Consider the following 17,938-nt stretch of genomic DNA (forward strand, 5'->3'; position numbering starts at 1 on the left):
GGGACCCAGGGTCCCTCAAGGAGGCCTTCACGGACATCACCTCCAGCAAGACACCTTTGCCTTACCCCTCAATAACCCGAAACGCCACTCACGACTCCTTCGCGAAACCACGCAAAGTTCCCAAAACGGGCGTTCCAACTGGAAATGAGCTCCTCACAGGTTTTCGATCAGCGTGGTGGTGTGCTCGCCGGCGAGGAAGGCCGGGTCGGCCAGCAGCCGACGGGTGAACGGCAGGGTCGTCGCGACGCCGGGGCCGGAAACGGCGAATTCGCCGAGTGCCCGCTCACAGCGAGCGATGGCCTCTTCGCGGCTAGGAGCCCAGACGATCACCTTGGCGAGCAAGGAGTCGTAGAAGGACGGGACCAGGTCACCCTCTTCGAATCCGGAGTCCACTCTTGTCCAGGGGCCCGACGGCGGCCGGAACGACTCCAGCGCACCGGGTGCGGGGCGGAACCCGTTGTCCGGGTCCTCCGCGTTGACCCGGCACTCGATCGCCGCGCCGGTGGGCCGGATGTCGGACTGCGTCAGCCCGAGCGGCTCACCCGCGGCCACCCGGATCTGGGCGCGGATCAGGTCGACGCCGGTGACCATCTCGGTGACCGGATGCTCGACCTGGATCCGTGCGTTGATCTCCATGAAGGTCGGCTCGCCGCCGGCGTCGACGAGGAATTCGACGGTGCCCGCGCCGGTGTAGCCGAGACTGCGGACTCCCCGCAGCGCGAACTCGCCGAGGCGCTCGCGCAGCCCCGGCGGCAGGTTCGGCGCCGGGGACTCCTCGATCAGCTTCTGCTTGCGCCGCTGCAAAGAACAGTCCCGTTCGCCCAGGTGCACCGCGCCGTCCGGACCGCACAGCACCTGGACCTCGACGTGTCTCGCGTCGGTGACGAGCCGCTCCAGATAGACGCTCCCGTCGCCGAAGAGCGCGCTGCCCAGCGCGGTGACCTCCGCGAACGTCGCGCGCAGCGCGGCGGGGTCGGCGGCGACCCCGATGCCGCGGCCACCGCCGCCCGCGGCGGCCTTCACCACGACCGGGTAACCGATGGCGGCCGCGATCTCCTCCGCTTCGGCCAGTGACGGGACCCGTCCGTCGCTGCCCGGCAGCACCGGCAGCCCGGCCTCGGCCATCAGCCGCCGCACGATCGCCTTGTCCGCCACCTGTTCCATCACCTCCGGCGCCGGGCCGATGAAGGTGATGCCGTTGTCCGCGCAGATCCGCGCGAAGTCCGGGTCCTCCGAGAGAAAGCCGTAACCAGGGTGGATCGCGTCGGCGCCGCAGCGCAACGCCGCCTCGATGATGTTGGGGATGTTCAGATAACTGCGTTGCGCGGCGGGCGGTCCGATGTGGACGGCTTCGTCGGCGTAACCGGCGACGGCACCGTCGCGGTCCGCGGTCGAATACACCGCGACGGAACCGATGCCCATTTCCCGGCAGGTCCGCGCGACGCGGAGCGCGATCTCGCCGCGGTTGGCGATCAGGATCTTCTCGAACACAGGCCACTCCCCCTTTCAGCCCGGCGACGGCCGGATGAGCACCAGCGGCTGACCGAATTCGACCGGTTCCCCGTCGCCGACCGGGACCTCGACCACCTCGCCGGGCCATTCGGCCGTCACATGGTTCATCAGCTTCATCGCCTCGACGATCGCGACGTTCTGGCCGGGCTCCACGTGATCGCCGACTTTCACGAACGGTTCGCTCCCCGGCGCGGGCGCCGCGTAATAGGTGCCGACCAGCGGTGCGGTGATCGCGAGGAGCTCGTCGTCGGGCGTGGGATCCTTCTCCACCGAGGGGGCCGGCCGCGGCGCGCCGTCGGGAAAGGCCACCTCGACCGAGCAGTCGCCCGCCCGCACGGTCAGGCAAGACGGGACGCCCGGCAGCTCCTTGAGCAACGCGATCGTCTCTTCACGCAGCGCGCGGAGTTCATCCGGCATCGGCCACCTCCCCCATCCGCCGGAACCGCGCGTGCCGGTGCGCACGCAGCTCCTCCGGCCCGAACGTGGTGAATTCGGCCAGCGCGCCCAGAATCGCGGTGCCGACGGCTTCGGCCGCTTCCCGGGGCGCCGCCTGCGCTCCGCCCTCCGGTTCCGGCACGATGGCGTCGATGACACCCAGCCGCAGCAACTCGGGTGCGGTGATCCGCAGCCGGTCAGCCATCGTCGCGGCGTGCGACGGGGAGCCGTAGAGGATCGTCGAGCAGCTTTCCGGGCTGATCACCGAATAGCAGGCGTTCTCCAGCATCAGCACGGTGTTCGCGACCGCGACGGCGAGTGCGCCTCCGCTGCCGCCCTCACCGGTGACCGTGGCGACCACCGGCACGGTCAGCTCGGACATCCCGGCGATGGCCTCGGCGATCGCCCACGCCTGTCCGCCTTGTTCCGCCTCGATCCCCGGTGCGGCGCCCTGGGTGTCCACGAAGGTCACCACCGGCAGTCTCAGTCGCTCGGCGAGCTTCATGAGCCGCAACGCCTTGCGATAGCCGCCGGGATTGGCCATGCCGAAATTGCGCTCCAGCAATTCCGCCGTGGTGTGCCCGCGCTGATGGCCGATCACCATCACCCGGACGCCACGCAGCGAGGCGAGCCCGGCCACGATCGCCGGATCGTCACCGCCGCAGCGGTCTCCGTGCAGTTCGACGAAGTCGTCGCACAACAGGCCGATGTAGTCCACTGTGGTCGGCCGGGTGATTTCCCGCGCCAGCTTGAGCGTCTCGGCGGCGGGCCGTTCCCGGACCGGGTCCGGCGGCCCCGTCTCTTCCGCGTGCGGCGGCTTTCCCTCGGTCATCAGGGTGAGCACCCGGCCGAGCAGTGGCCGGAGACCTTCACGGGTCTCGACCAGATCGAGCATTCCCCGCTGGTACAGGTACTCCGCGGTCTGGAACCCCGCGGGCAGCGCGCTGCGGGTGGCCGCCTCGATCACTCTCGGCCCGGCGAAGCCGATCAGGCTGCCGCGCTCCGCGATCAGCACGTCCCCCAGTGTCGCGAAGGAGGCGGTGACCCCGCCGAAGGTCGGGTCGGTGAGCACGCAGACCGACCCGACGCCGGCCCGGCGCAGATCCGCCAGCGCCTGTCCGGTCTTGGCCATCTGCATCAGCGAGAGACAGCCCTCCTGCATCCGCGCGCCGCCGGAGGCCACCACCAGCACCAGCGGCCTGCCGGTGGCCAATGCCGTCTCGGCCGCCACGGTCACCGCCTCACCGGCGGCCGAACCCATGCTGCCGCCCAGGAACCGGAAGTCGAGCACCGCGATGACCACGGGCACGTCACGTACGGTGCCGGTGCCGGCGAGCACGACGTCGTCGAGGCCGGTCCGGCCGCGGGCCTTCGCCAGCCGTTCGGCGTAGGGCCGCACATCGGTGAACCCCAACGGGTCCGCGGAACGGATACGCCGGGGCAACGGCGAGTACGAATCCGGGTCGAGCAGCCGCGCGAGCCGTTCCGGCCCGTCGAGCCTCCCGTAACCGCCGCAGTCGGGGCACACCTGCTGGGCGCGCACCAGTTTGGGCAGGTACTGCGTCACTCCACAGTGGACGCACCGGATCCACCGCCTGGTTTCGACCTCCCGCGCCGAGCGGGTCGCTTGCAGTGTCATGGCCGGTACCAGTTGTAGAACTCCCCGGCGACCGCGTCCGCCGGGCCGCGCCAGGTCACCGGGTCGTAGGGGCGCACGAACCGGGCCAGCTCGGCCGAAAGCGCGGTGAAGTCGGGGCGCCCCTGCGCGAGCCTCAGTGCCTCACCCGCGTCGCCGTCGAATTCGACCTGGTGGAAATAGAGATCGTGGTAGCTGTACAGCCGCCTGCTCCGGACGCCGAGCACTCTCGGCAGCTCGGTCCGATCGGACGCGCCGAACAGCCTTGCCACGTCCGGGGCGGAGCCGGGCTCCAGCCTGGCGACGATCAAAGTCCTCGTGGTCATGCTTCCCCCTCGTCGATGTCCTGGACCATGCCCGCGCCGAGCGTGTCGCCGTCGTGCGGATCCAGCAGCAGTACCGCGCCGTTCGCGCGGCAGTCCCGGTACGGATCCGCCCACAGCGGCTCGGCGAGCGCGACGGTCACCGTCCCGAGGTCGTTGAGCGTCAGCTCGCCGTCCGGTGTCGCGGGCCCCGTCCCCGGGCCGTCGATCTCCAGCTTGGCTGGCACGCCCAGCACCGTGGCCGGTATCTCGGCCGTGCCGTGCCGTACCGAAATCCGGTCCCCGGCCCGCAGCGGGCTTTCGGCGAGCCAGCACACGGTCAAGCGCACGGTGCGGCGACCCGGTGGCGGGTTCGTCACCACCAGGCCGCCCCTGCCGACGTCGAGCTCGTCGGCCAGCGAGACGGACACCGAGCGGCCCGCACCCGCTTCGTCCAGCGCGCCGTCCGGCCCGGCCAGGCCGGTGACGGACGTCTTCTCCCGCGACGGCAGCACGGTGACCACGTCGCCGAGCCTGACCGTGCCACCGGCGACCCGGCCCGTCACCCGGCGGCGGCCGTCCGGCCCGCGCAGGACATACTGCACGGGCAGCCGCAACCCTCGTGACGGCGGCGCGCCGATCCGCACGGTCTCCAGATATTCGAGCAGTGAAGGCCCCTCGTACCAAGGCATCCGCCGTGAGCGCGTGGTGACGTTGTCACCGTGCAACGCCGCCAGCGGGATCAGCCGGAACGGCGGGAGGTCCACCGTGGCCGCGAACTCGCCGAAGTCGCGCGCCACCTCGTCGAACGCCGATTCGGAGTAGCCGACGAGGTCCATCTTCCCGATCGCGACCACTAGCCGCGGTACCCGCAGCAGGCCGGTCACCCCGAGATGCCTGCGCGTTTGCCCGGTCATTCCCTTGGCCGCGTCGACGAGCACCACCACGACGTCCGCGGTGCTCGCGCCGGTGACCATGTTGCGCGTGTACTGCCGGTGCCCCGGTGTGTCGGCGAGGACGAAAGACCTTCTCGGCGTGGAAAAGTAGCGATAGGCGACGTCGATCGTGATGCCCTGTTCCCGCTCCGCGCGCAGCCCGTCCACCACCAGCGCGAGTTCGGTCTCGCCCGTCCCGGGCCGCCGGGCGCCCGCCAGCTGATCGGCTGTCAGCGACCGGGTCTCCTGGAGCAGCCTGCCGACCAAGGTCGACTTCCCGTCGTCCACCGACCCCGCGGTCGCGACGCGCAGCGACGCGGGTGTCACCGGTTCCCCCATCAGAAGTATCCCTCCCGTTTGCGATCCTCCATGGCGAAGTCGCCGTCGCGATCGTCGAGTCGCGTCGCCGCCCGCTCGCTGACCGTCGCCTCGAGCGTTTCGCGCAGTACCTCGGCCGGCGAGCCCGCCGTCGACCGGACGGCGGCCGTGCAGGTGGCGTCGCCGACGGTCCGGTAGCGCACCGGCAGCCGGATCGCGCGCTCGCCCGGCGCGGCCGGGGTGTGTTCGGTGACCGCGACCCAGCGCCCGCTCCGTTCGACGACCAGGCGTTCCCGCGCGAAGTACAACTCCGGCAGGTCGATGCCGTACTCGGCGACATAGGTCCAGATATCGGCCTCGGTCCAGTTGGACAGCGGGAACACGCGCGCGTGCTCACCCCGGCGCAATCTGCCGTTGTAGATCTCCCACAGTTCGGGCCGCTGCCGCCGTGGATCCCAGCGCGCGAACTCGTCACGGATGGAGAACACGCGCTCCTTCGCGCGTGCTTTCTCCTCGTCCCGCCGCGCGCCGGCGAGCAACGCGTCGAAACCGTTTTCCGTGATGGCGTCGCGCAAGGTCACCGACTGGAGGCGGTTGCGCGTGCCACCGGGTTTCTCCTTGGCCCGGCCGGATTCGATGCTGCGCTGGACGGACGCCACGATCAGCTCGGCGCCGTAGGCGGCCGCCACCCGGTCCCGGAATTCGAGCACCTCGCCGAAGTTCGTACCGGTGTCGACGTGCAGCAGCGGGAACGGCAAGGCGCACGGCCGGAACGCGCGCCGGGTGAGATCGAGCAGGACCATCGAGTCCTTGCCACCGGAGAACAGCAATGCCTGCCGTCGGAACTGGCCCGCCACCTCGCGGATGATGTGCACGCTCTCGTCCACGAGCGCGGCCAGCCGGGTGGTGGCCGCGCCGATGGCGGACGCGGGCCGGTTCATCGGCGCACCCGGTCCGCCAAGGCCGCGCACACCTCTCCGGCGCAGGACGACAACGACCGGCCGGTGGTGTCGAGCCACAGCTCCGGATCCTCCGGTGGCTCGTACGGGCTGTCCACCCCGGTCAGCTCACGCACCTCACCCGTGCGCCACCGCTCGTAGAGACCCTTCACGTCCCGTTCCCGGCAGATCCTCAACGGCGTGGCGACATGCACCTCGACGAACGGAACGCCTTCGGCCGCGTGCTCGGCGCGGACCTTCAGCCTCGCGTCGGCGAACGGCGACACCACCGCGACGACCGCGGTGATCCCGTTCCGGGCGAGAAGCCTTGCCAGGTAGCCGATCCGGCTCACGTTCAGCGCGCGGTCGGCCCGGGAGTGCCCGAGCTCGGGGCTCAGCACCGCCCTGAGCTCGTCGCCGTCGAGCACTTCCGCCGGGCCGGGCAGCCTGCCGGTCACGGCATGGGCGAGCGTGGTCTTGCCCGCGCTCGGCAGGCCGGTGAGCCAGACGGTCGCGCCGGCGGACGGCGCCTCCGTCGCGGACACTGTCCGAAGTGGACTGGCAGACATCAGCTCTTCCCTTCCGGCGGCCTGCGGAGCACCGCCGCGGCGTTGAAACCGCCGGCGCCGCGGGCGAGCACCAGCGCGGTGCGCAGTGGTCGTTCCCTGGCTTCGGTGACGACGTCCAGCCCGAGCCGCGTGCCCGCGCCGTCGAGATGCGCCGAAGGCGGGATGACGGCGTGCTCCAGTGCGAGCGCGGCCCAGGCGATGTCCAGCGCCGCCCCGCCCGAACACAGCCGTCCGGTCATCGTCTTGGGCACCGCCACCGGGACCCGGCCGAACACCGTGCGGATCGCTTCGGCTTCCAGCGCGTCCCACCTCGGATCACCCAGCCCGTCGGCGAACACGACGTCGATCTCCGCCGGTGTCAGCCCGGCCCGTCCCACCGCCAGTCTCAGGACGCGCACGAGCTGGGCGCTGTCCGGCGGCGGATCCACCGGATGATGCCCGTCGTGGGTGGACGCCGTCGCCACGATCTCCGCGTACGCCTCGGCACCGCGGGCCGCCGCCCTCGCCGGAGACTCGAGCACCAGCATGGCCCCGCCCTCGCCCGGGACGAACCCGCACGCTTCCGGGTGGAACGGCCGGTACGCGGTCCGCGGCTCATCATCACGGCTGAGCTCGGTGCGCCCGCTCTGACAGGCCAGCGCGTACGGCGAGAGCGGTGCTTCCGCCGCACCGACCAGCACGAGATCGCTGCTGTCCCGCAGCAGCCGCAGGCTCTGCGTGACCGCGTCGATCCCGCCCGCCGCGTCGGCGACGACCACCCCGCACGGGCCCTTGAGCTGATGTTTGATGGACAACTGGCCGCTCGCCGCGGCGTAGAACCAGCCGATGGACTGGTAGGCGCTGACCGCGCGGGGCCCGTCACGCCAGAGCGCCTCGATCTCCCGCTGGCCGAACGCGTTTCCGCCGGAGCCGCTCGCCGTGACCACCGACAACCGCAGCGGATCGACGGCCGCGGGATCGAACCGGGCGTCCGAGAAGGCCAGGTCGCTCGCGGCCAGCGTGAACCAGGTCCAGCGGTCCGTCTGGACCAGCAACCGCGGGTCGACGTGGTCCGCGCCCTCGAACCCGGGCACCCGGCCCGCCAGCGGGATCGGGGACTCCGGGAGGGCACTGAGCGCGTGCACGCCGGCCAGGCTCGCTTTCCAATGCTCGGCCACCCCGATACCGGTCGGCGCGACGACCCCGATACCGGTGATCACGGCGCTCATGCCGCCTCCCGTACTGCCGAGAACACCATCGCCGACTGAAAGCCGCCGAATCCGCTGCCGACCGAAAGCGCGTGCGGCACAACGGTTTCCCGGGGGTGCACCGGGACATAGTCCAGATCGCACTCCGGATCCGGCTCGGTGAGGTTGGCCGTCGGCGGCACCACGCCGCGCTCGATCGCGAGCGCGCAGGCCGCCATTTCGAGCGAGCCGATCGCGCCGAGCGAATGTCCGATCACCGATTTGATGGAGCTGATCGGCACCTTCCGCGCCGCCTCGCCCAGCGCCTTCTTGTAGGCCGAGGTCTCGTGCCGGTCGTTCTGCTTGGTTCCCGAGCCATGCGCGCTGATGTACCCGAGCTCGTCGGGCCCGAGCCGTGCCTGGCCCAGCGCGTCGGTGATCGCCTCGGCCAGCTCGGCGCCGTCCGGCCGCAGGCCGGTCATGTGGAAGCCGTTGGCGCGCGCGGCGTAGCCGGTGACCTCACAGTAGATCCGGGCGCCGCGGGCCCGCGCGTGCGCGAGTTCCTCGACGATCAGCACCGCGGAACCCTCCCCGAGCACGAAGCCCTGCCGGTTCGCGTCGAACGGCCGCGAAGCGAGCTCCGGTTCGTCGTTACGCGGGCTGGTGGCCCGGATCGCGTCGAAACAGGCCACCGTGATCGGCGAGATCGGCGCGTCCGACGCGCCGGCGATCATCACGTCGGCCCAGCCGTCCTGGACCGACGCGAACGCCTGGCCCAGCGCGTCGATGCCGGACGTGCACCCGGTGGACACCACGCTCGCCGGTCCGTGCACGCCGAAGCGGACGGCGAGCTCCGCGGCCGCGGAGCTCGGGACCAGCGCCTGATGAAGGAACGGCAGGCAGTGTGTGTGGTCGACCAGCCAGTCGCGGCCGTGGTCGCTCGCCACCACGTACTCGTCCTCCAGCCGGATGGTGGCGCCCACCGCCGAGCCGAGGCAGACGCCTGCCCGATCGGGATCCGAGACCGTGAAGTCGAGCCCGGAGTCGGCCACCGCCTCGTCCGCCGCGGCCAGCGCGAACTGCACGAACCGATCGGTCCGCCGCACCTCCCTCGGGGTGAGCCCGTAGTCGGCGGGAGTGAAATCGCATTCGGCCGCGACCCGCGAGCGGTAGGCGGCCGCGTCGAAACAGCCGATGGGCCGGATCGCGGGCTTTCCGCCGACGATCCGGGTCCAGAACCGTTCCCGGTCGGGGCCACCCGGCGCGACCACCCCGATCCCGGTGATCACCGCGCGCCTCACGGGACCTGCCCCGCGACGGCCGCCTCACGGGCGGGCGCCGCCGCCTCGGTGTCCACATGCCCGAGCTCCGGCCGCGGCGCCAGCGGGGCGAGCGAGAACACCGCCAGCGCCTCGGTCTCCCCGACGTTCACCAGCCGGTGCCGGACGCCGCGCGGGATCAGCAGCGCGTGGTCGGCGGGCAGCTCGGCCGGTTCCCCGTCCAGGTCCACCCGCAACAGCCCGGAAGCGAGGTAGAGGTACTCCTCGGAGTAGGGGTGGTAGTGCTCGGCCACCCGCTCTCCGGGCGCCAGCCGCACCGCGCCGCAGAAGCCCGCTGTCGTGCCGGCGGTCGCCGGGGACACCATCGCGCGCAGGTCACCGCCGCGGCGCCGGTTCGACGGCACGGCGCCGAAACCGACGACACCGCACCGCATCCGCTCGACCCGCTCCCGGATGACTTCGAGCTGGACGACGCTGTTGGTGTTGATCCGCGCCGTCATCCCCGCGTCGTCCACCGGCGCGTCCGGCCGCATCCGGAAGTCCTGCACCCAGCGCATCCGGGTGCGGTCGGGCGCGAGCTCCTCGAAGGTCCAGGCGATGTTCATGTACTCGAACGGCCCCGGCTCGATCCGCCGTGCGCGCACCGTCCGCCGTTCGCTGTCCCACCAGCGCTCGGAGACCCAAGACCAGACCCGGCCCTGCTCGTCCGGGTGCATCGTGAGCCGGAACGTGACCCGGTCTTCGGCTTCCTCCAAGACCTCGACGGCGGCGTACTCGGTGAACAGCCCGGGCCAGGCCCGGACGTCGTTGACCTTGGTCCAGACGAAGCCGACCGGGGCGGCGATCTCGATCTCGTTCTCGGTGTGCCCGATCACGCGGCACCTCCGCGCGCGGCGAGCAGCCGGTCGTTGACCAGCGCGAGCAACCCGGCCGGGGTCTCGTCCGGGGTGAGCGCCTCCTCGATGTCGATCCCGAACCTGGCCTGGACCCGGCTCGCGATCTCCATTCTGGCCAGCGAATCCAGCTCCAGCTCCTCGAAGGAGCGGTCGAAATCTTCCGCGCCCGGCCGCGTTCCCGCCCCCACGGCGGCGAGCAGCTCACGGACGTGTTCATCGGACAGCAGCATGGTTCCCCCTGATTCGGATATCCGTCAGTCGTCGTCTGTCCAGTTCGGACGGACGACGGTCCAGCCTCGCGTCGAGCAGCGCCGCCGCGTCCCGCTGCCTTCCCGCCTGTATCTGGGCGTACAGCAGGGTTTCCTCGACGATGTCCCGTTGTGCCGCGCTGCCGCCGAGGCCCGGCAGCCGGTCACGCAACGCGGCGAGTGTGTCCGCCGCCCGGCCGAAGTCCTGGTCGAGCACCGACCGCAGTCCCTCGCACAGCCCGGCGACCACGCCACCGAAGACCGGTTCGCCCTGGGCCTCGGCGTAGGTCCGCAACGCGGCGAGCCCGGCCCGGTCAGCTGCCGCGGCCAGCGCGACCGCGCTGTGCAGCGCGACGAAGGCGTTGGGCGGCCTGCTGAGCCAGCCGCACGGCACCTGATCGAGCTCCGGGGTGGCGCCCGGCCAGGAATCGGTCACCTGACAACGCCAGAGCAGGGACGCGGAATCGACCAGCGATCGCGCGCCGGTCACCAGCGGTGGCGCGAGCCGGTCGAGATACCGGCGGCGGACCGCTTCGACGTCGCACAACGCTATGTCGTGCAACGCGGCGTGCCAGGAGAAGTGCGCCAGCTGGTTGGCCTCGCGGCTAGTGCCCTCGATCCACGAGTCCAGCCAGCGCCTGCCTTCCTCGTGCCTGCCGGTTTCATAGAACACGTGAGCCCGCGCGTGGACGGCGTGCCCGGCGCCCGGTTCGTCCGCGAGGGCGCGCACGGCGAGGTCCTCGGCCTCGTCCCAGCGGCTCTGGTCCTGCCGGATGAACGCCAGCTGGCTGAGGTACCACCAGTCCCGGCCGTACGCCGCCGCGAGCCCTTCGACCAGTTCCCAGGTGTCACGCCCGGCGGTGACCCCGCCGAACGCGATGGTCGGCACCGCGATGCTGACCGCGAGCGCGTCACGCGGATGCGCCCGGATGTGCCTCAGCAACGGTGTCGGCTCGGCGGCGGTGACGAGCGCGTCGACCGCCGCGACGAACCCGCGTTCCCGCTCGTCACCCGCCGCGGCGCGAGCCGCCGCCAACGCCGCGGCGGGCGTCACGGCGAGCTCGCCTTCCTTGCCCAGCAGCGCGATCACCGCGTGACCGAGCGCGAACGAGGGGTCGGCCTCGACCGCGGCGAGCATCGACTCGCCGGCGCCCGACTCCACGCGGAGCAGGCGGCCGAGTCCTTCGCGGTAGTGCTCGGCGGCCGCCGCGTTGGCGGTCAGCGGCAACCCGTACTGGTCGCGGTCCCGGCGCCTTCCCCGTGACGTTCTCCGGTCGCGGATCGCCTCGGCGATCCGCTGGGCCTGGTCCCGGATCTCCGGGATGGCCGTGGTCTCCCAGAGACTGCCTCGACGCGGCGCGCCCAACGTCCACAGTGGCAGGCCCGCGGCCGAGACCAGCCGCCCGTTCTCGTCGGTGTCCAGTCCCAGTCCGAGCGGACCCGGCGTGGCGATCTCGGCCGAGAGCAAGGAATCGAGCAGCGGGTCGCCGACCTCGCGAAGATCGTCCTGCGCACCGGCGCAGTTGACGATCGCGCCGACGGTCAGTTCCTCGCCACCGGAGAGGCGGACGAGCAGCCCGGCCGCGGTCTCGGTGATCCCGTCGACCTCGGCGGCGCGGACGGTCAGCAGCCCCTCGTCGCGCAGGGTGGCCACGGCCTCGGCCGCGGCGGGCGCCATCCGGTGCCGGTGCACCTCCCACATCCGGCTGTCCTCACCGAGGAACCGGATCCGATCGGTCAGTGAAAGCCCCTGCCAGAGCTCGGCGGTGACCGGGCGCAGCCCGTCGATCGCGGACCGCCAGTCACCGGAAGTCCTGATACAGGAACGGAAATGTGCCAGCACGGCCGCCCGGAGCTCGCCGAGCCCGCGTCCGACGGGCAGCTCGGGCGCCGGGATCACGCCCGCCGGTTCCGGGGAATGCGCACGCGGCAGCCAACCGTGCCGGGACACCAGATGCACCCGCCTGCCTGCCCCGGCGAGCGTGACCGCGACATCGACGGCGGTCAGCCCGCTGCCGACGAGCAGGACGTCGGCGGTGTCCGGGACGGCGTCGAGCGCGCCGGGCAGCCAAGGATCGGCCACGAATCGCGGCGAGCCCGCCAGCCAGGGCGGCGCCCATCGGGTGCGCGTGGCGAAAGTGCCCAGCGCCAGCACCGCGGCGTCGGCTGTCACCACGGAACCGGACGCCAGCACGAGTTCGAGTCCTGGCCGCAGGCCGGTCACCCGCTCGTGGGTCCTGATCAGCGTGCTCGACGAAGACCTGGCGGCGTCGGCGAGCCGGTCGGCGAGATAGCTGCCGTAGGTCCAGCGGGAGACGAAGTCGCCGCCCGCACCTGCGCCGCCGAGCCAGCGCACGAACCCGTCCGGGTCCTTTGTGGACGCGCTCATCCGCCCGGCTGGCACGTTCAGCAGATGGCGCCGATCCCGGGTGCCGTACGCCCGCCCGCGCCCGGTGTGCGGCGACGGGTCGATCAGGTGCACGGCGACCCCTGGCTCGGTCAGCAGGCAAGCGGCGGTCAACGTACCCGCCGCACCGGCACCGACTATCGCGATCCGTTGCCGCTCAGCCATTTCCGCCTCCTCTGGGCGGTCCGGCGGCGAGTGCGGTGCTGAACCCGAAGCGGCCGAGGACCGGCACGAGGCTGCCGTACAGCCCGTCGGCGGCGTCGCTGGTGAGGAACCCGACCGCGCCGGCCACGAGTTCGGGTGTGACCGCTTCGCTGAAGTCCGCCTGTGGGCGGTCGGCACGGGCTTGCGGGGTGTCCGCCATGGTCATCACGACGGCGTTGGCGTGGACGCCCCGGTGCTTGACCTCGTGTGCCAGCGACCGGACCCAGGCGAGCAGCGCCGCCTTGCTCGCCGCGTACGCCGACAACGCGGCCAACGGTTCCTGCGCGAGCGGGGTGCCGAAATAGACCAGGCGCCCACCGTCGCTCAGCCTCGGCAACACCGCTTGGGTGACGGTCACCGCGGACAGGAAGTTCACCCGCAGCAGCCGTTCGTAGTGCTCGGCGCCGGTGAACACCACCGGCCCCGCGTGAAACGAGCCGACCAGGTGCACCAGCCCGCCGAGCCCGCCGAACCGCTCGGCAGCCCGCGCCGCCGCCTCTTCGGCTCCGCCGGGCGCGGTGACGTCGACGGCGTACGTCTCGACCTGGCCTTCCGCGCCGTACGCCCGGTCGAGCTCGGCGAGCCGGGCCCGGTCGCGGCCGGTCAGCAGCAGCCGGTCACCTCGCTTCGCCATCAGCCGGATGGTGGCTTCCGCCACCGGTCCGGTCGCCCCGGTCACCAGGAAAGCCGGTCCCGTCGTCCCCATGTGCTGTCCTTCCGCCCCGCCCGCTCTGTCGATTCCGAGCATGCGGGCGGAGCGGAAGGCGCGTCTTCATCCCCGAGGACGAGTGACCGCCTCCCCTCAGCGGCCGGTGGCGGTCGCCGAGGTGGACCTCTTGTCCACTGTGGATGGTGGTACGCGCAGGATCGCGGCCACCCGCTCCGGCATCCACCACGTCCAGCGCCCGCTGATCGCCACCAGCGCGGGAAGCAGGAGCATCCGGAGCACGGTCGCGTCGAGCAGGATCGCCGCGCCGAGACCGGTCGCCATCACCTTCGCGTGGATCTCCGGCAGTGCCGCGAGCGAAGCGAACGAGACGAACAGGATCAGCGCCGCGCAGGTCACCAGCCTGCCGACCCGGCCGAGACCGGTGACCACCGCCGCGTGCGTCGAGCCGGTCAGGTCGTACTCCTCGCGCATCCTGGCCAGCAGGAACACCTCGTAGTCCATGGACAGGCCGAAAAGGAACGCGAAGGTCAGCAACGGCACCGTGGTGCTGACCGAGCCCAGCGCCGGAATGCCCCAGATCAGCTGCGAGCCGTAGCCCTCCTGCCAGACCAGCACGAGCGCGCCGTACGCGGCGCCTACCGAGAGCAGGTTCAGCACCACGGCCTGCGCGGCCAGCACCAAGGACCGGAAGGCACGCGCCAGCACCACGAACGACACCAGCGCGATCAGCAGCAGCAGTAACGGGAACAGCCCGTACTGATCGTCGATCTCGTCGATCAGCTGAGCCCCGCTGCCCCCGACGCGCGCCGACGGTTCGGTGTCGCGCACCAGGTCACGGACCTTCCCGACGGTCTCCTGCCCCGCCGCGGTCGACGATTCCGCCACGGGCAGCACCCCGACGATCCGCGTGTCGCCGTCGTCCCAGGCCGCGGTATCCGGCATGACGACCGTGCGCACTCCGTCGACCGTGCGAAGCCGGGACGCCAGCGCTGTCTCGTCCGCGTCTTCGGGCACCACGACCTCGATCGGGGTGAGCAGGCCCGTCGGCATCCCACCGGTCTTCGCCGTGTCGAGCGCGGCGCGGGCAGGCCCCGGTTTCACCAGCACCTCCGAGGGCGCGTCGCCGAGCCGCAGGTTCAACGCGGCGATACCCAGCGGCACGAGGATCGCCAGCGCGGCCGCCATCGCGAGCCAGCGACGGCGATACACCGCGGACGCCCACCTCGTCCACAGCCTGCCCACCGTCTTCGCGCGCGCACGGTGCGGCCATTCCAGCCGATCCCCTTGCGCGGCGAGGAGAACCGGCAACAGGGTGAGGGTCACCAGCGCGCTGAACAACGGCACCAGCACCCCGCCGACGGCCATACTCCGCAGCCCTGGGCTCGGGATCACCGCCAGCACGGTGAGCCCGACCGCCACCGTCGCCCCGCTGACCACCACCGCACGGCCGGCGGTGGCCATCGCGGCGACCACCGCGCCTTCCGCGTCGAGCCCGTTCTGCCGTTCCTCCCGCCAGCGGGTGACGAACAGCAGCGCGTAGTCGATCGCCACCCCGAGCCCGACGAACACCAGCACGTACTGCACCAGATCGGCGATTCCGATGACGAAGGTGAGCCCGAAGACGACCAGGAACCCCGACAGGATGGACACCGCCGCGACCAGCAGCGGGGTGAACGCCAGCAGTGATCCGAAGGTCACCGCGAGGATGATCAGCGCCGCCGCCGCGCCGATCAGGGCCTCGGTCAGCGTGGTCGCGGACGCGCCTTCGTCCTCTTCCTCGGTCTCGGCGAGTTTGTCGAGCCCGGTCAGCCGGATCTCCGCACCTGGAAAGGCCTTCTTCAGCGTTGTTTCGACCGAAGCCGACAGTTCCGCTCGCTGTTTGTCCGCGTCATGGTGGAAATACGGTGTATAGACCAGTCCCCAGGTGGTCCGCCCGTCCGTCGACACGAACGCGCGATCCCCCGTCCCCGGGTAGCCGACCGTCCGCAGGCCCTGGCCGTCGAGCTCGGCGAAAGCCGCCGATAGAGCACCGCCGACAGGGGGGTCGTCGACGGTGCTCCCGGCGGCGAGGGTGAGCACCGGGACCAGAGGGTGCCCGGGACCACCGTTGCCGTACTTGGCGAGGATCTCCTCGTTCGCCTCGTAACCCGCTTGGCCGGGGAAACTGAACCCCGCGTCGAGCCGTTCGTTGACCGAGCCCATGGTGAACGCGCCCGCGCCGAACACCACTAGCCAGCACAGTCCCACCAGCGCTTTGTGCCGGACGAGCCACCGCGCGAACGCCTTCATCGTGCCTCCACCAGTTCAGGGTCGGACTTCCGCGACGGCACCCGGAGCACTTTCGCCACCCAGCCGGGCAACCACCAGTTCCACTTGCCCATCACCGCGATCGCGGCGGGCACCAGCACCGCGCGCACCAGCGTCGCGTCGAGCAGCACCCCGAGACCGAGGCCGGTCGCGAACATCTTGATCTCCGGCTGTGGCGCGGCGGCCAGTGAGGCGAACGCGAGGAACAGGATGAGCGCCGCGCTGGTGACCAGGCGCCCGGTGCGGCCGATCCCGGCCACCACCGCTTCCTCCGTCGATCCCGTGCGGTCGTACTCCTCGCGCATCCTGGCCAGCAGGAACACCTCGTAGTCCATGGAAAGCCCGTAGAGGAAGGCGAAGATCATCACCGGGATGAACTCGGTGAGCGCGCCCATCGCGGGGATGTCCCACAGCAGGTCCGAGCCGTAGCCGTACTGCCAGACCAGCACCATCGTGCCGAGGATCGCCCCGAGCGAGAGCAGGTTCAGCAGCACCGCCTTGAGCGGCAGCAGCAACGACCGGAAGGAGCGCACCAGCACCAGGAAGGTGATCGCCGCGATGATCGCGAACATCAACGGGAAGCTGCCGTACACCGCGTCGACGAAGTCCATGCTCTGCGCCGCCTCGCCGCCGACCATCGCACCGGGCGGCGCCGCCCCGCGCACACCGGTGATGGTCGCCCGGCCCGCGTCCGTCCCGGTTTCGTTCACCGGCAGCACACTGACCAGTGCCGAGCCGCCCCGGCGCCACGCGTCACCGTCCGGCGCCACCGCGGTGTACACCCCGGGCACCGCGGAAAGGTCCTTCGCGACCGTGACCGGGTCGGTGCCGACGGGCACCCCGACGTCGATCGGCGTGAGCACGCCGGTCGGGGTGCCGCCCGCGCGCAGCACGGCCAGCGCGTCGTAGGCGGGACCGGACTGCGCGAGCGACGAACTCGCCGGCTGCCCGAGCCGGATGTCCAGGCCGAACACGGCCAGCGCCGCCAGCGCCAGGCCAGCGGTGGTCGCCGCCACCCAGCGGTACCGGACCATCCCGCGGGCCCAGGCGCTCCAGCCCCGGCCCGGCGCGGATTCGGTGCGGCGGCGCGGCCAGTCGAGCCGGTGGCCGGCCTTCGCCAGCAGCACCGGCAGCAGCGTCAGCACAGCCAGCGCGCTGACCAGCGGGATCATCATGCCGCCGTAGCCGACACTGCGCAGGAACGGCACCGGCAGGAAGATCATCGCCAGGAGTCCGATCCCGACGCAGCCCGCGCTGGCGATCACGGCGCGGCCCGCCGTGGCCATCGCGCGGTGCACGGCTTCTTCGGCGCTGTATCCCTTTCCGCGTTCCTCCCGCCAGCGGGTGACCAGCAGCAGCGAGTAGTCGATCGCCACGCCCAGTCCCAGCAACGCCACGATGAACTGCACGATCGGGCTCACCGTGGTGATCTCGGTCAGGCCGAAGACCAGCAGGAACGAACCGGCGATCGAGCACACCGCGATCAGCAGCGGCACGAACGCCAGCAGTGAGCCGAACACCCACACCAGCACCAGCAGCGCGCCGATCCCGCCGAGCAGTGTTTCGATCAGCACGCTGACACCCTTGGTGCCGTCCACCGACGCCAGCGCCTCGATCCCCGTGACCTGTACGGTCATCCCCGGTGGGAGCGCTGTCGTCATCGAGTCGCGGAGTTTGCCGGTCAGATCCGCGTTTTCCCCGCGAGTGGGCTTCGGCACCACCACGCCGTAGACGGTCCGCCCGTCCGCACCGACGAAATGCCTGTCGCCTGTGTCGCCGTACGAGGTGACCCGCGCCTTGAGTTCCTTACCCGCCTTGGCGAACGCGCGGTTCAGGTCCTCACGGACGCCGGCGCCGTCCACCGTGCTGCCCGTGGGCAGGGTGACGACGGCGATCAGCGGCGGATCGTCCCCGCCGGTTCCGTAGGTACGCTGTATCTCCTGATTGGCCTCGTACCCCGGCTGGCCGGGTAGCGAGAAGTCGTTCACCAACCGCTCGTCGACCAGGACGGTGGCGACGAGACCGAAGCCGGTGACGACCAGCCAGGACAACACCACGAAGAGCTTGTGACGTACCACGAAGCGCGAGAACCGGGACATGCCTCAAGTCCAGCGC

15 protein-coding genes are annotated in these 17,938 nt (G+C 71.4%); all 15 read right to left on the reverse strand.

What is annotated here, in order from left to right:
* Positions 1 to 153: 153 nt before the first annotated feature.
* The 15 genes from ACFWMR_RS25485 to ACFWMR_RS25555 all read right to left on the reverse strand — a co-directional run bounded on the left by ACFWMR_RS25485 (position 154) and on the right by ACFWMR_RS25555 (position 17,922).
* The gene (locus ACFWMR_RS25485; RefSeq protein WP_378380153.1) at positions 154 to 1,491 is read right to left on the reverse strand and encodes an acetyl-CoA carboxylase biotin carboxylase subunit; all 1,338 of its coding nucleotides are present in this window, start codon (positions 1,489 to 1,491) and stop codon (positions 154 to 156) included.
* A 15-nt stretch (positions 1,492 to 1,506) separates the two neighbouring features.
* On the reverse strand, positions 1,507 to 1,929 hold the full coding sequence (gene accB / locus ACFWMR_RS25490; protein WP_378380154.1) for an acetyl-CoA carboxylase biotin carboxyl carrier protein: 423 nt from the start codon (positions 1,927 to 1,929) through the stop codon (positions 1,507 to 1,509).
* Entirely contained in the window at positions 1,919 to 3,586 is a 1,668-nt protein-coding gene (locus ACFWMR_RS25495; protein ID WP_378380155.1) for an acetyl-CoA carboxylase carboxyltransferase subunit alpha, read from the reverse strand. The genes accB and ACFWMR_RS25495 overlap by 11 nt, the downstream gene beginning before the upstream one ends.
* Positions 3,583 to 3,909 (reverse strand): TcmI family type II polyketide cyclase, encoded by a 327-nt coding sequence (locus tag ACFWMR_RS25500; protein WP_378380156.1) that lies wholly within the window; start codon positions 3,907 to 3,909, stop codon positions 3,583 to 3,585. Before ACFWMR_RS25500 ends, ACFWMR_RS25495 begins: the two co-directional genes overlap by 4 nt.
* The gene (locus tag ACFWMR_RS25505; protein WP_378380157.1) at positions 3,906 to 5,159 is read right to left on the reverse strand and encodes a sulfate adenylyltransferase subunit 1; all 1,254 of its coding nucleotides are present in this window, start codon (positions 5,157 to 5,159) and stop codon (positions 3,906 to 3,908) included. The genes ACFWMR_RS25500 and ACFWMR_RS25505 overlap by 4 nt, the downstream gene beginning before the upstream one ends.
* The gene (gene cysD / locus ACFWMR_RS25510; protein WP_378380158.1) at positions 5,159 to 6,079 is read right to left on the reverse strand and encodes a sulfate adenylyltransferase subunit CysD; all 921 of its coding nucleotides are present in this window, start codon (positions 6,077 to 6,079) and stop codon (positions 5,159 to 5,161) included. Before cysD ends, ACFWMR_RS25505 begins: the two co-directional genes overlap by 1 nt.
* Positions 6,076 to 6,621, reverse strand: a complete 546-nt coding sequence (gene cysC / locus ACFWMR_RS25515; RefSeq protein ID WP_378380159.1) for an adenylyl-sulfate kinase — start codon at positions 6,619 to 6,621, stop codon at positions 6,076 to 6,078. The genes cysD and cysC overlap by 4 nt, the downstream gene beginning before the upstream one ends.
* Before the next feature lie 23 nt (positions 6,622 to 6,644).
* On the reverse strand, positions 6,645 to 7,853 hold the full coding sequence (locus ACFWMR_RS25520) for a beta-ketoacyl synthase N-terminal-like domain-containing protein (protein WP_378380160.1): 1,209 nt from the start codon (positions 7,851 to 7,853) through the stop codon (positions 6,645 to 6,647).
* Positions 7,850 to 9,112: a beta-ketoacyl-[acyl-carrier-protein] synthase family protein gene (locus tag ACFWMR_RS25525; protein ID WP_378380161.1), complete on the reverse strand. Its 1,263-nt coding sequence runs from the start codon at positions 9,110 to 9,112 to the stop codon at positions 7,850 to 7,852. The genes ACFWMR_RS25520 and ACFWMR_RS25525 overlap by 4 nt, the downstream gene beginning before the upstream one ends.
* Positions 9,109 to 9,966: a cupin domain-containing protein gene (locus ACFWMR_RS25530; protein ID WP_378380162.1), complete on the reverse strand. Its 858-nt coding sequence runs from the start codon at positions 9,964 to 9,966 to the stop codon at positions 9,109 to 9,111. The genes ACFWMR_RS25525 and ACFWMR_RS25530 overlap by 4 nt, the downstream gene beginning before the upstream one ends.
* Positions 9,963 to 10,217 (reverse strand): acyl carrier protein, encoded by a 255-nt coding sequence (locus tag ACFWMR_RS25535; RefSeq protein WP_378380163.1) that lies wholly within the window; start codon positions 10,215 to 10,217, stop codon positions 9,963 to 9,965. The genes ACFWMR_RS25530 and ACFWMR_RS25535 overlap by 4 nt, the downstream gene beginning before the upstream one ends.
* Positions 10,201 to 12,807 carry an FAD/NAD(P)-binding protein gene (locus ACFWMR_RS25540; protein ID WP_378380164.1) on the reverse strand — a complete coding sequence of 869 codons (2,607 nt, stop codon included), beginning with the start codon at positions 12,805 to 12,807 and terminating at the stop codon, positions 10,201 to 10,203. The genes ACFWMR_RS25535 and ACFWMR_RS25540 overlap by 17 nt, the downstream gene beginning before the upstream one ends.
* Positions 12,800 to 13,552 carry an SDR family oxidoreductase gene (locus tag ACFWMR_RS25545; protein WP_378380165.1) on the reverse strand — a complete coding sequence of 251 codons (753 nt, stop codon included), beginning with the start codon at positions 13,550 to 13,552 and terminating at the stop codon, positions 12,800 to 12,802. The genes ACFWMR_RS25540 and ACFWMR_RS25545 overlap by 8 nt, the downstream gene beginning before the upstream one ends.
* A gap of 96 nt (positions 13,553 to 13,648) precedes the next feature.
* Positions 13,649 to 15,805: an MMPL family transporter gene (locus tag ACFWMR_RS25550; RefSeq protein WP_378380166.1), complete on the reverse strand. Its 2,157-nt coding sequence runs from the start codon at positions 15,803 to 15,805 to the stop codon at positions 13,649 to 13,651.
* Entirely contained in the window at positions 15,802 to 17,922 is a 2,121-nt protein-coding gene (locus ACFWMR_RS25555) for an MMPL family transporter (protein ID WP_378380167.1), read from the reverse strand. Before ACFWMR_RS25555 ends, ACFWMR_RS25550 begins: the two co-directional genes overlap by 4 nt.
* Positions 17,923 to 17,938: the final 16 nt, after the last annotated feature.

The organism is Amycolatopsis thailandensis, assembly GCF_042723255.1.
Lineage (GTDB): Bacteria > Actinomycetota > Actinomycetes > Mycobacteriales > Pseudonocardiaceae > Amycolatopsis > Amycolatopsis thailandensis.

Coding starts and splice junctions, on each gene's coding strand:
- accB (WP_378380154.1), bottom strand. CDS start 1,929: ATGCCGGATGAACTCCGCGCGCTGCGTGAAGAGACGATCGCGTTGCTC.
- ACFWMR_RS25495 (WP_378380155.1), bottom strand. CDS start 3,586: ATGACACTGCAAGCGACCCGCTCGGCGCGGGAGGTCGAAACCAGGCGG.
- ACFWMR_RS25500 (WP_378380156.1), bottom strand. CDS start 3,909: ATGACCACGAGGACTTTGATCGTCGCCAGGCTGGAGCCCGGCTCCGCC.
- ACFWMR_RS25505 (WP_378380157.1), bottom strand. CDS start 5,159: ATGGGGGAACCGGTGACACCCGCGTCGCTGCGCGTCGCGACCGCGGGG.
- cysD (WP_378380158.1), bottom strand. CDS start 6,079: ATGAACCGGCCCGCGTCCGCCATCGGCGCGGCCACCACCCGGCTGGCC.
- ACFWMR_RS25520 (WP_378380160.1), bottom strand. CDS start 7,853: ATGAGCGCCGTGATCACCGGTATCGGGGTCGTCGCGCCGACCGGTATC.
- ACFWMR_RS25535 (WP_378380163.1), bottom strand. CDS start 10,217: ATGCTGCTGTCCGATGAACACGTCCGTGAGCTGCTCGCCGCCGTGGGG.
- ACFWMR_RS25540 (WP_378380164.1), bottom strand. CDS start 12,807: ATGGCTGAGCGGCAACGGATCGCGATAGTCGGTGCCGGTGCGGCGGGT.
- ACFWMR_RS25545 (WP_378380165.1), bottom strand. CDS start 13,552: ATGGGGACGACGGGACCGGCTTTCCTGGTGACCGGGGCGACCGGACCG.
- ACFWMR_RS25550 (WP_378380166.1), bottom strand. CDS start 15,805: ATGAAGGCGTTCGCGCGGTGGCTCGTCCGGCACAAAGCGCTGGTGGGA.
- ACFWMR_RS25555 (WP_378380167.1), bottom strand. CDS start 17,922: ATGTCCCGGTTCTCGCGCTTCGTGGTACGTCACAAGCTCTTCGTGGTG.